Annotated in this window: 10 protein-coding genes; all 10 read left to right on the top strand. The window is 54.0% G+C overall.

Annotated elements, in window-relative coordinates; all coding sequences use genetic code 11:
• Positions 1-489: 489 nt before the first annotated feature.
• Positions 490-1,599 carry a porin gene (locus J1781_RS01170; RefSeq protein ID WP_269154538.1) on the top strand — a complete coding sequence of 370 codons (1,110 nt, stop codon included), beginning with the start codon at positions 490-492 and terminating at the stop codon, positions 1,597-1,599.
• Between the two features lie 273 nt (positions 1,600-1,872).
• A complete protein-coding gene (gene dgcN, locus J1781_RS01175) occupies positions 1,873-2,883 on the top strand; it encodes an N-acetyltransferase DgcN (RefSeq protein ID WP_217233097.1) in 1,011 nt (336 codons plus the stop codon).
• Positions 2,883-3,848: an N-acetyl-D-Glu racemase DgcA gene (dgcA, locus tag J1781_RS01180; RefSeq protein ID WP_129951449.1), complete on the top strand. Its 966-nt coding sequence runs from the start codon at positions 2,883-2,885 to the stop codon at positions 3,846-3,848. Before dgcN ends, dgcA begins: the two co-directional genes overlap by 1 nt.
• A 30-nt stretch (positions 3,849-3,878) precedes the next feature.
• Positions 3,879-5,747 carry an ABC transporter ATP-binding protein gene (locus J1781_RS01185; RefSeq protein WP_217218958.1) on the top strand — a complete coding sequence of 623 codons (1,869 nt, stop codon included), beginning with the start codon at positions 3,879-3,881 and terminating at the stop codon, positions 5,745-5,747.
• Positions 5,748-5,785: 38 nt separating this feature from the next.
• Complete coding sequence (locus tag J1781_RS01190; RefSeq protein WP_129951447.1) at positions 5,786-7,330, top strand: glutathione ABC transporter substrate-binding protein; 1,545 nt, start codon at positions 5,786-5,788, stop codon at positions 7,328-7,330.
• Positions 7,331-7,472: 142 nt separating this feature from the next.
• Complete coding sequence (locus J1781_RS01195; protein WP_129951446.1) at positions 7,473-8,393, top strand: ABC transporter permease subunit; 921 nt, start codon at positions 7,473-7,475, stop codon at positions 8,391-8,393.
• Between the two features lie 9 nt (positions 8,394-8,402).
• Positions 8,403-9,320 carry an ABC transporter permease subunit gene (locus tag J1781_RS01200; protein WP_217233098.1) on the top strand — a complete coding sequence of 306 codons (918 nt, stop codon included), beginning with the start codon at positions 8,403-8,405 and terminating at the stop codon, positions 9,318-9,320.
• A 25-nt stretch (positions 9,321-9,345) separates the two neighbouring features.
• Positions 9,346-10,410, top strand: a complete 1,065-nt coding sequence (locus tag J1781_RS01205) for a P1 family peptidase (protein ID WP_217233099.1) — start codon at positions 9,346-9,348, stop codon at positions 10,408-10,410.
• Between the two features lie 54 nt (positions 10,411-10,464).
• Positions 10,465-11,286, top strand: coding sequence for a M55 family metallopeptidase (locus J1781_RS01210; RefSeq protein WP_217218798.1), 822 nt, complete (start codon positions 10,465-10,467; stop codon positions 11,284-11,286).
• A gap of 7 nt (positions 11,287-11,293) precedes the next feature.
• Positions 11,294-12,193, top strand: coding sequence for a LysR family transcriptional regulator (locus tag J1781_RS01215; RefSeq protein ID WP_129951442.1), 900 nt, complete (start codon positions 11,294-11,296; stop codon positions 12,191-12,193).
• Positions 12,194-12,285 lie beyond the last annotated feature (92 nt).

Below are 12,285 nucleotides of genomic sequence, written 5' to 3' on the forward strand. Positions count from 1 at the left end.
GTACAAAAATCTTATGGCTGCTTTTTCTATTATTGTGATAATGAACTTACTGATGAAATGATTATCCTGCTATGCACTATTTAAATGCAACGTATCAAACTCCCCTCATAATTCATTAACGATTGTTAACAGAAAAAAACCTTTTGATAAAGGTGATCTGGCTTGCAACAACTTTACAAAACCTACACCCGGTTGCACCATAAAAATGCATGGCACCATTTTGGTGCAATTTGTTATGCGAAAACCGCATATAATCAGGGAGTTAGTGAGTTGTTATTGAAACATTGTGTTACAACTCTTTACCCAAAAAAGACTTACCGAAGCGAACTTTTCCATTTTAACTTTTCGTGCTCAGTGTTAAGGTTCAAATCGTTTTACAGACAGACGTATTTAAAAACATGTACAAATACTCACAGCCCGATATTCCAGACATATAAAAGAAAGCGGGCATGAGAACTCCTTTATAAAAAAATCAAGGAAACTTAAATAATGATGAAGCGCAGTGTGTTGGCCTTAGCGGTCTCTTTAATTGCAGTGGGATCTACCGCAAATGCAGCAGAGATTTATAATAAAGACGGTAACAAACTGGACCTTTACGGTCGTGTAACCGCTAAGCATTATTTCTCCGATGACACCAGTTCTGATGGCGACATGACGTATGCGCGTCTGGGCTTTAAAGGCGAAACTCAAATTAACGACACACTGACCGGTTATGGCCAGTGGGAATACAATATTCAGGCTAACCATACTGAAAGTACTTCAACTACCCTGAATTCAGATGGGACTACGAGCAGCCACGGCGGTACCGAAGGGACTAAAACGCGTCTGGGCTTTGCTGGCCTGAAAATTAAAGATTTCGGTTCTATTGATTACGGCCGTAACTACGGTGTGGTTTACGACGCACTGGGCTTCACCGATATGTTGCCTGAGTTTGGTGGTGATACGGCTAACAATGACAACTTCATGGTAGGTCGTTCAAATGGCCTGGCCACTTACCGTAACCAGGACTTCTTCGGTCTGGTTACCGGCCTGAACATTGCACTGCAATATCAGGGTAAAAACGAAAACGACGGTCGTTCAGCGTCTAAAGGCAACGGCGACGGTTACGGTGCATCCATCGATTATGAAGATATCGCAGGTTCTGGTATCGGTGCAGTTATTGCGGGTTCTTCTTCTGACCGTACTAATGCACAAACCAGCTCCGCAATCGGTGCGGGTGATAAAGCTTCTGCATGGGCAACTGCGCTGAAATATGACGCAAACCAGATTTATCTCTCTGCAATGTATAACGAAACCCGCAATCAGGCACCGATCAAGGGTGGTTACGCTAACAAAACTCAGGGTTATGAGTTAGTTGCACAGTACCAGTTCGAAAATGGTCTGCGTCCGTCAATCGGTTACGTGCAGTCTAAAGCGAAAGATGTTGAAGGCGTTGGCGATGCTGACCTGGTCAAATACTTCGAAATCGGTGCGACTTACTACTTCAACAAAAACATGTATACCTATGTTGACTACATGATCAATCAGATCGATGACAACAATAAACTGGGCGTAAGCTCTGACGACATCGTGGCTGTTGCACTGACTTACCGCTTCTAAGTTAGTGGATTACATTATTACCCCATTCTGTGTCTGAAAAAGGTAATCGCAAAGGCAGAGTTCATTGGCTCTGCCTTTTTTTATGCTTGTCATTCCCCGTCTTTACGTCATCTCTCCCATCTTAAATAACCACAATAAATTCATATAGCTAAAGCTATAGCCTCACGTTATACCCTAACGCTAAACAAGTATTCGTCAGCCGGTTTCTCCCGTGGAATATTCTCTGCAGTCCGATTTAATCCTCATTAAAAAAATGTTCCCGGAGAAACTGACATGCAGCAAATTCCAAAGCCGTATCTTTTATTCCTTGGTGATGTGATGGATCCGCTGGCGGCAAAAACCGCGCGCGGTATTCAGGTCTGGCGCCCGGAAGCCTGCATCGGGCAAATCCGTCTGGCGACAGATTCCGTGTCATTAGGCTTGCCGGATCTGGATATCGCCACGGCAAAAGCGCAGGGTGCGAAAACTATGGTGCTGGGTACCGCAAACTCCGGCGGCAAACTGCCTGCGCACTGGATTGATTCCATCAAAGCGGCGATCACTGCCGGTTTGAATGTGGCGAATGGCCTGCATCAGGGGCTGAATGACATTCCTGAGCTGGTCGCGCTGGCCGCAGAAAATAATGTGCAACTGTTCGATGTGCGCCACATGCAACCGGCGCTGGATACCGGCACCGGTAAAAAACGCAGCGGTAAACGTATTCTGACGGTCGGCACTGACTGCTCGGTCGGCAAGATGTACACCTCGCTGGCGCTGGAGGCTGCCATGCGCGAGCTGGATTTAAAGGCTGATTTTCGCGCGACGGGCCAGACCGGCGTGCTGGTGGCGGGTGCCGGTATCGCGATTGATGCCGTGATTGCTGACTTTATTTCCGGTGCTGTCGAAGCGCTTTCCCCGGCTAATGATGATGACCACTGGGACATCATTGAAGGGCAGGGTTCGCTGTATCACCCGTCTTTTGCCGGTGTCAGCATGGGCCTGATCCATGGCGCGCAGGCGCATTTACTGGTGATGTGCCATGAACTGGGTCGCCCGCATATGCGCCATCTCCCGCATCAGTTTATGCCGACACTGCGCCAGTGCCTCGATACCAATCTGGCGGCTGCCAGCCTCACCAGCCCAGATGTCAGACTCGCCGGTTTCTCGCTTAACACGTCCTCTGTCAGCGAAGAAGAAGCCAAAATTGCGCTGGCGGAAATCAGCGAAGAGTTCGGCGTACCGGCTACCGATCCGGTGCGTTTCGGGATCAAAAACATCGCGCAATGGATCAAGGAAAACGCGTAATGATTCAGATGACTTTCCAGGCCGTTGAACTGCCGCTGGCAAAACCCTTTGCGATTTCCCGTGGCACGCGTACCGCTGTCACGGTGGTGCGCGTTTCTCTGACCGAGGGTGAATTTACCGCAGTCGGGGAATGTACACCGACCGCGCATTATCAGGAATCCCCGCAAAGTGTGTGCGGGCAACTGGAGCTTATCCGCCCGCAAGTTGAACAGGGGCTGAGTCGCGAAGCGCTGCAACAGGCGTTACCGGCTGGTTCGGCGCGCAATGCCCTCGATTGTGCAATGTGGCGTCTCGATGCGGCAAAACAGGGCAAAGACCTGTGGCAACTGCTTGATATGCCTAAGCCTGTTTCGGTGATTACCGCCGAAACCCTGAGTCTGGATCTGCTGGAAAACATGGCAAATGCCGCCGCTGTGGCCGTCGCCGGTGGCGCGCAACTGCTGAAAATCAAACTCGACCGCGAGCAGATTATCGAGAAAGTGGCGGCCATCCGTGCCGCTGCACCACAGGCTACGCTGGTGGTGGACGCTAACGAAGCCTGGTCGGGTCTGGATCTCGGCAGCCTGTTTCAGGCGCTGTACGAATTGAACGTGGCGATGATCGAACAACCGCTGCCTGCCGGTAATGACAACGATCTGGTGCGTTGTTTGCATCCTGTTCCTGTCTGCGCCGACGAAAGCTGTCATGAACGCGGGGATATCGAAGGGCTGCGTGACCGTTACGAGATGATCAATATCAAGCTCGATAAATGCGGTGGCCTGACGGAAGCCCTGGCCATGACCGAGGTGGCGCGGCAGTTCGGTTTGCGCATTATGGTTGGTTGTATGCTCGGTTCATCCCTGGCGATGGAGGCGGCGCTGCCGGTGGCGGTGCAGGCGGAACGGGTCGATCTTGATGGCCCGATCTGGCTGGCGCAGGACGCCGAACCGGCATTGCGCTATGAAAACGGTGAAGTCTGGCTTTAACAGTTCGGCCTATAAAGGAGGCGTTTATTGATGACAGTGCCCATTTTGCAGATTAACGATTTGTCGGTGACATTCTCCGGCCGGCAAGGCAAAACGCAGGCGCTGAAAGGCGTTTCCTTCTCAGTTAATAAAGGTGAAGTGGTGGCCGTGGTCGGCGAAAGCGGATCCGGCAAGTCCGTCACTTCACTGAGCGTGATGGGGTTGCTGCCGGATTCTGCACATGTCGATGCGGGAAGTATTGCGTTTTTGGGCCGCAACGGTGTGTGCCATACGCTGACGTCAATGCCGGCATCCTCGCGCCGTAAACTGCGCGGGCAGGAAATGTCGATGATTTTTCAGGAGCCGATGACCTCGCTTAATCCTGTGCTGCGCGTGGGCGATCAGCTCACCGAAGGGCTGCTGGATCACGGCCTGGCGAATAAAACCACGGCGCTGAACAAAGCCCGCGAGTTGCTCAAACAGGTTCGCATTCCTGACGTTGAACGTATCCTTAAATGTTATCCGCATGAACTTTCCGGCGGTATGCGTCAGCGTGTGATGATTGCGCAGGCGCTGGCCTGTGACCCGGCGCTGCTGATTGCCGATGAACCTACGACGGCGCTGGATGTCACGGTGCAGGCGCGTATCCTGCAAATTTTGCGCGATCTGCAACAGGGCACTGACATGTCAGTTCTGTTTATCACCCACGATATGGGTGTGGTGGCGGAAATCGCCGATCGCGTGGTGGTGATGTACCAGGGCAAAGTGGTAGAGCAGGGCAGCGTGACGGAGATTTTCGCCAACGCGCAACATCCCTATACCCGCGCCTTACTGGCCGCCGTACCGAAATTAGGTGACATGCAGGGGTTGAAATGGCCGCGGCGCTTCCCGCTTTCAGGAGACAAAACGGGTCCAGCTATTTCGCCAGAAAAGCAATCGGTTGCAGGTGATCTCTCTCACATTCCAGCCGATGACGGGGATCAAAAAACAGCAAATTACTCGGTCCCCCCTTTGCTGGATGTACGCGGACTGCGTGTCTGCTACCCGATCCGTTCCGGCGTATTGTCACGCGTGACCCAGGAAGTGCACGCAGTAGAACAAATCGACTTCTCCCTCTGGCCGGGCGAAACGCTGGCACTGGTGGGCGAGAGCGGGTGCGGCAAATCCACCACCGGTCGCGCAATTTTACGGCTGGTCGGCAGCGAATCTGAAAGCATTCATCTTGAAGGCAAAGAAATTACCCTGATGCGTGACACCCCGTTTCAGGCGGTGCGCCGCCAGATCCAGATGGTGTTTCAGGACCCGTACGCGTCACTTAATCCGCGCCTGACCGTCGGGTTTTCCATTGCTGAACCTTTATTACTGCATGGCCTGAAAAAGTCCCTGGCCGATGCCACACCCGTGGTCAGTCAGTTGCTGAAAAGTGTCGGGCTTGAACCTTCCCATGCGCGGCGTTACCCGCATGAATTTTCCGGCGGCCAACGTCAGCGCATCGCGATCGCACGCGCCATGGCATTACAACCACAGGTAATTATTGCCGACGAGGCCGTGTCGGCGCTGGATGTGTCAGTTCAGGCGCAGGTCGTCAATCTGATGATGGATCTTCAGCGTGAGACCGGCGTTGCCTGGTTGTTTATTTCGCATGACATGGCGGTAGTGGAAAGGATCGCCAACCGGGTGGCGGTGATGTACAGCGGACAGATTGTTGAAATTGGCCCGCGTGACGCAGTGTTTAGTAATCCTCAACATCCTTATACCCGGCGCCTGCTCAGTTCGGTACCGGTGGCGGATCCGACACAACGTGCTTTACGCAATTTTGATGATGAGGAAGTGAAATCGCCGGTGCATCCGGCGGGTGTACAGATAGAAAAACGTCAATATTCCCGCGTCAGTGAACATCACTGGGTCGCACAGGGATAACTCACTCTTCTTTTTTTTGGGACACACAGGAGAACACCATGCATCCGACTTTAGTGCGCAAAAGCCTGCTTGCCGCCGGACTGGCGCTTTGTTTTGCCGCGTCGGTTCAGGCCAAAGATCTGCGTATTTCCATGTACGCTGACGTCACCGGTTTTGACCCGCACGACACCACAGATACGCTGAGCTATTCCATTCAGAGCGGCATTTTTGAACGCCTGTTCCAGTTCGACAGCAAAATGGCTGTTGTGCCGGTGCTGGCAACGGATTACACCAGCAACAGTGATGCCACCGAATTCACCCTTAATCTGCGCCATGACGTGACGTTCCAGGACGGCACGCCGTTCAATGCGGATGCGGTAAAAATTAACCTTGATCGTCTGGCAAATCCTGCCAATCACCTCAAGCGCAACTCCTTGTTCAGCATGATTAAATCTGTTGAAGTGCTCAGCCCGTATCAGGTGAAAATCACGCTGAACAAACCTTTTGGAGCCATGATTAACACCCTGGCGCACCCGTCTGCGGTGATGCACAGCCCGGCGTCATTAAAACAATACCCGAATGAACAGGATCTGAGCGTACATCCGGTGGGAACCGGCCCGTTTAAGTTTGTGGAATGGCAGCAGGGTAAAGACGTCAAACTGGTGAAATACGACAATTACTGGCAGAAAGGCTGGCCGAAAGTGGATGCCGTCACGTTATATCCGACGCCGGAAGACTCCACTCAGGTGGCGAAACTGAAATCCGGCGGTGTGGACGCGGTATATCCGTTGCCGTCCGATCTGGTGGATACCGTGAAAAGCGATCCGAAACTGGATATTGCCGAAGATCCGGGCATCTATCTGTATTACATCGCCTTCAATACGCAGAAAAAAGAGTTCTCGGATGTGCGTGTCCGTCAGGCGATTAACTACGCTATCGACCGTAATCTGTGGCTGAAAGTCGGTTTTGCCGGTCTGGGTTCGCCGTCTACTTCGCCGCTGCCGAAAAATGTCCAGTTCTATCAGAAACAAACCACGCCGGATTACAGCTACAACATCGCCAAAGCGAAAGCGCTGATGAAAGAAGCCGGTTACGGGAACGGCTTTGATGTTGAAATGTGGAGCTCGAACAAAACCGACCGAATCCGCAGCGCGCAATTCCTGAAACAGCAACTTTCTCTGATTGGCGTGCGTGTGAAACTGGTGCCGATGGATGCCGGAACGCTGACCCAACGCCTGTGGAGCACGCCGAAACCGGCAGATGCCAAAGTGGAAATGTATTACGGCGCCTGGTCAGCCTCGACCGGCGATGCAGACTGGGCGCTGCGTCCGCTGTTCGCCACCGAATCCTGGATCCCGTCGGCCTATAACGTCTCTTATTACAGCAACAAACAAGTGGATGCGGCGATCACCGCCGGTCTGCAAACCGCTGACGTCGAAAAACGTAAAGCGGCTTATGCCGATGCGCAGAAATTGTTGTGGGCGGATGCACCGGTGGCCTATCTCGGCGTGCCTGACAACCTGGTGGGCAAGAGCAAAGATCTCTCCGGTGTTTACATGCTGGCCGACGGCTCGCTGATTTTTAATCAGGCACAGTTTAAATAATTTTTTTTGCTCCTCCCCCTGCGAAGGGGGAGGCTGGGAGGGGGTTTAGCAGGCAACTTCAGATTCAGAGTTGCCATTAATACCCCACCCCAACCTCCCCTTCGCAGGGGAGGAAGTTTACTGAATTCAGGGAATCATTTTTATGCTGACCTACTTTATCCGCCGGATACTGGAAATGATCCCCGTCTTACTGGTGGTGTCATTACTGGTTTTCGGATTTATCAAACTGCTGCCGGGCGATCCTGCGCGTATTTATGCCGGTCAGGATGCACCGGTTGAAGCGGTTGAGTCAGCACGTCAGTTGCTGGGTCTGAACGATCCGCTGCCTGCACAGTACTGGCACTGGCTGGACGGCATGGTTCATGGTGATCTGGGCATGACTTACCGCACACGTCAGCCGGTATTAAGTGTGATTGAAGGCGGCTTTATGCCAACGCTGCTGCTGGCGCTGGCGGGCTTCGCGTGGTCGGTGGTGCTGGGGCTGGTGATTGGTGTTGTCTGCGCACTGAAACGCGGAAAATGGCAGGACTGGACACTGATGAGCATGGCGGTCGGCGGCATTTCCATGCCGCCGTTCTGGCTCGGATTGTTACTGATCCAGTTTGTTGCCATGCCGTTCGGGGTATTCGCCGTCAGCGGATTTAACCAGCCAGCCGATATCATTTTACCGGCAATCACGCTGGGTTCGTCGGTGGCGGCGGTCATGGCACGTTTCACCCGCTCGGCGTTTCTTGATGTGGCGCAGGAAGATTATGTGCGCACCGCGAATGCCAAAGGTTTACGCGCGCGTCTGGTGACATGGAAACACATCATGCGCAATGCACTGATCCCGATTATCACCATGCTGGGTCTGCAATTTGGTTTCCTGCTCGGCGGCTCGATTATCGTCGAAAGTGTCTTCAGCTGGCCGGGGCTGGGCTGGTTACTGATCGAGTCCATCAAAACGCAGGATCAGCCGGTGATTCAGGCACTGGTCATGCTGTTTGTCTTTGAATTTATTGTGATAAACCTGCTGGTTGACATGCTGTATGCGGTGGTCAATCCGGCTATCCGTCTGCGTTAGGAGCTGATTATGACCGATCCTGTCTCTTCTGCGGGAGAAATCCGACCGGCTGCGCCGGCCTCGCAGCACGATAACATCCGTTCACCGTGGTACGACTTTTTCCATACCTTTATCCGTCATCCGATGGCGCTGATATCGGGGGGATTCATCCTGCTGCTGGTATTTGTCGCGGTGTTCGCACCCTGGCTGGCGCCTTTTGACCCGATGACACCGGACTGGATGGCGCTCGGCGCCGGTCCGACGCCGCAACACTGGTTCGGCACGGACTATTTAGGTCGCGATGTCCTCAGCCGTATCATTTATGGCGCGCGTATCTCCCTTTATGTGGGTATTTTTTCAGTCACGCTCGGCATGGCTGCCGGTGTGCTACTCGGGCTGCTGGCCGGATATTACGGCCGCTGGCTGGATATGCTGATCATGCGCGGCTCCGACGTGCTGTTTGCCTTCCCCGGTATGTTGCTGGCGATTGCCGTGGTGGCTATTCTGGGGCCGGGGCTGAATAATGTGATTATCGCGGTCGCCGTTTTCAGTGTGCCGGTATTTGCCCGCATCGTACGTGCGGCCACGTTATCGATTAAACACAGTGCCTATGTCGAAGCGGTTCGCTGCATCGGTGCACCGGACAGAGTGGTAATTTTACGCCATATTCTGCCGGGCACGCTCTCAAACGTTATCGTCTATTTCACCATGCGTATCGGCACCAGTATTCTGACCGCAGCCAGCCTGAGTTTTATCGGTCTGGGGCCGGAACCGGATGTGCCGGAGTGGGGTAATATTCTGGCGATGAGCCGTAATATGATGATGGCAGGCAAATGGAACGTCAGCGTGTTCCCCGGACTGGCAATATTCCTCACCGTCCTGGCATTCAATCTGCTCGGTGATGCGCTGCGTGACACGCTGGATCCTAAACTGAAAAAGTCATCGTGAAATGAATATCTGATACGGGAAACTGATGCATCTGCAAGAATGTGAAGACGAATTTCAGCAGCAGGCGCTGTCTGCCTTACTGCAACGCTGGCGCACCACACGCCAGATTTTCCGCCCGCGATTTCCGTGCGGCGCGACCAATGCCATAACCGACGTCGCCGGTGTGAGTATCGGTCACAGCACCTTAGCGGCTGGCGATGTGCAGACCGGCGTCACGGCCATTGTGCCGCCTGGCGATAATTTGTATGAAAAACCCCTGCCTTGCGGTGTGGCGATATTAAACGGTTTCGGTAAACCGATGGGGCTGATTCAGGTGATGGAACTGGGTGAGCTGCAAACGCCGGTTTTGCTCAGTAATACGTTTGCCACGGGCACGTTGTTTAACGCGCTGATAAAGCGCAGCTGTCAGCAATTTCCGCAAATGGGGCGTCCGGATGCCACCATCAATCCGGTTATCCTGGAATGCAACGATTTCTATCTTAATGATATCCAGGCGATGGCGGTCAGTGAAGACGACGCGCTGGCCGCACTGGACACCGCGGCAAATACCTTCGCCCGTGGCAGCGTAGGGGCCGGACGGGGCATGAGCTGTTTCGGCTTAAAAGGCGGTATCGGCACGGCCTCGCGCCGGTGTGAAGCACTCAACGCTACATTGGGCGTTCTGGTGCTGGCGAATTTTGGCAAACTCTCGGAACTGACGCTTGACGGCATACGCGCCGGAGAAGCCATCGCACAAATCCAGCCGCAACTGGCGCCGCAGGCAGATGCCGGTTCGGTGATCATTGTGATGGCCTGCGACCGCTATCTCGACAGTCGCCAGCTTAGCCGCATCGCCAAACGCGCCGGTGCCGGACTGGGACGTCTTGGCAGTTACTGGGGGCATGGTTCAGGGGATATTGCGCTGGCATTCTCGACGCAACGTGACGGTGTCACGCTGCCTGATGCGAAACTGGAGACTTTACTGGCGCTGGCGGCAGACGCCACAGAACACGCTATTATTGATGCCTTACTGAGTGCGGAAACCGTCTGCGGATTTGACGGACATTACCGGCTGGGGTTAAGTGACGTATTAGATAACCTGGTGAACTAGCCTTGCTGTGGGTTTAACCACCGCCTGGTAACCAAACCACATAGGGAATGAATGATGAAAGTGTTTATCTCTGCGGATATTGAAGGTGTTGCGGGTGTCATGCGTCCTGAACAGTGCAGCCCGGGACATGCGGATTACGACGCCGCCCGTGCGCTGATGGAAGGTGAAGTTAACGCCGCCATTGATGGCGCGTTTGCCGGTGGCGCGATGGAAGTGACGGTGGCCGACAGCCACGCGATGATGCAAAACCTGCGCGCCGATAAAATCGACCCGCGCGCCCGGCTGGTACAGGGCAAGCCACGCGGATTGTCGATGGTCGAAGGGCTGCAACAACAGCAATACGACGGCCTGATGTTTGTCGGTTATCACACCGCCGCAGGCGAAAACGGCGTTCTGGCGCATACTATCAATGGCCGTGCCTTTTACCGCGTCAAACTCAACGGCAACGTGGTGGGCGAAAGCGATTTATACGCCGCTGCCGGTGCGGAACTGAACGTTCCTTTATGGCTGGTGACCGGCGATGATCATCTTGAAACCTGGATCCGCCGTTATTATCCGGAATCGCAGTATGTCTGCGTCAAACGTGCGATTTCCGCCAATGCTGCGGAATCTGACAGTCCGTCGATTGCCTGCGCGAAAATCCGCAAACAGGCGACGATCGCCGTCAGCAAACCGGCACCGCTTACCGCCGCCAGATTCAGTGCCCCGTATCATCTCGAACTGATGGCCGCGAAACCGGTTCTGGCAGATTTGTTCGGCCTGATCCCCGGCGTCGAGCGTCTCGATGCCGTTACTGTCGGTTATCACAGCCCGACGGTGGCAAATATTATCAGCCTGTTAAGTGCTTTCTCATACTTAGCGACCACCCAGAAATAGGGCAGCAATGCGCTTACGCCACATTGAAGTGTTTCAGGCCGTGTTACAGGCGGGCAGTGTCAGCGGGGCGGCACGCCTGCTGAATGTCTCGCAACCGAATGTCAGCCGCGTGCTGAATCACGCGGAACAGCAACTGGGGTTCGCGCTGTTTGACCGCACACCGCAGGGGCTGATTGTGACGCCGGAAGGGCGGCGGCTAATGCCGGAAGTCGAAGCGTTATTCAGCCATATTCAGGCCATTGGTGAGCTGGCGGAACAGTTGCGTCAGGGTGAAGGCCAGCATGTGCGCATCGGTTCGGCGCATGCGCTTGGCCACAGCGTGATGGCACCGGTGTTAGTGGATTTTCGTCGTCAGACCCCCGGCGGCAGTGTTGAACTGGTGACCGGCCATTTCAATACGCTGAGTCAGGATCTGCTGCAATATAAAATGGATTTTGCACTGGCGTTTGGCGAGCAGGCTACGCAGGAGCTGATTGCCGAGTCTATTTATCAGGCCAATATGGTCGCGCTGTTGCCTAAGGATTCTCCGGTCGAAGGGCCGGTATCACTGGCATGGTTATGCGCGAACGATCTGCTGATGTTACAGCAACAGGATCCGCTGGGACAGGTGCTCAACCGCGTCCTGCGCGAGAACGGCCTGATGTCACACTCTGCGTTGTATATCAAAACCTACTCGGTGATCGCCGACATGGTGCTGGCGGGCGGCGGTGTCGGTGTGGTTGATACGTTTACCGCCCGGCGGTATATCGGTCAGTTGAAGATTGTTGAGGTTGTGGAACCGCTGCCGTTTGAAGTGATTTTGCTGAGCAGGCGGGACCAGCCAGCATCGCAGGCGGCGATCAGGCTCAGACAGTTGATCAGGCAGAAAGTGGGGGAGTTGAAAGGGGGGCCTTTCGATCCCGTTTAGTTTTTAATTTCAAATTCAAATTCAAATTCAAGGTCGTGGGCGTCGGCCCACACCGACTTGGGGGGCGGCTTATCGCCGCCGCCCCCCAAGAC

This window comes from Rahnella perminowiae (genome assembly GCF_019049695.1).
Lineage (GTDB): Bacteria > Pseudomonadota > Gammaproteobacteria > Enterobacterales > Enterobacteriaceae > Rahnella > Rahnella perminowiae.

What these genes read in the sequence shown, in the direction of transcription:
- dgcA (WP_129951449.1), top strand. Translation starts at nt 2,883, where the DNA reads ATGATTCAGATGACTTTCCAGGCCGTTGAACTGCCGCTGGCAAAACCC.
- J1781_RS01185 (WP_217218958.1), top strand. Translation starts at nt 3,879, where the DNA reads ATGACAGTGCCCATTTTGCAGATTAACGATTTGTCGGTGACATTCTCC.
- J1781_RS01210 (WP_217218798.1), top strand. Translation starts at nt 10,465, where the DNA reads ATGAAAGTGTTTATCTCTGCGGATATTGAAGGTGTTGCGGGTGTCATG.
- J1781_RS01205 (WP_217233099.1), top strand. Translation starts at nt 9,346, where the DNA reads ATGCATCTGCAAGAATGTGAAGACGAATTTCAGCAGCAGGCGCTGTCT.
- J1781_RS01195 (WP_129951446.1), top strand. Translation starts at nt 7,473, where the DNA reads ATGCTGACCTACTTTATCCGCCGGATACTGGAAATGATCCCCGTCTTA.
- J1781_RS01190 (WP_129951447.1), top strand. Translation starts at nt 5,786, where the DNA reads ATGCATCCGACTTTAGTGCGCAAAAGCCTGCTTGCCGCCGGACTGGCG.
- dgcN (WP_217233097.1), top strand. Translation starts at nt 1,873, where the DNA reads ATGCAGCAAATTCCAAAGCCGTATCTTTTATTCCTTGGTGATGTGATG.
- J1781_RS01200 (WP_217233098.1), top strand. Translation starts at nt 8,403, where the DNA reads ATGACCGATCCTGTCTCTTCTGCGGGAGAAATCCGACCGGCTGCGCCG.
- J1781_RS01170 (WP_269154538.1), top strand. Translation starts at nt 490, where the DNA reads ATGATGAAGCGCAGTGTGTTGGCCTTAGCGGTCTCTTTAATTGCAGTG.
- J1781_RS01215 (WP_129951442.1), top strand. Translation starts at nt 11,294, where the DNA reads ATGCGCTTACGCCACATTGAAGTGTTTCAGGCCGTGTTACAGGCGGGC.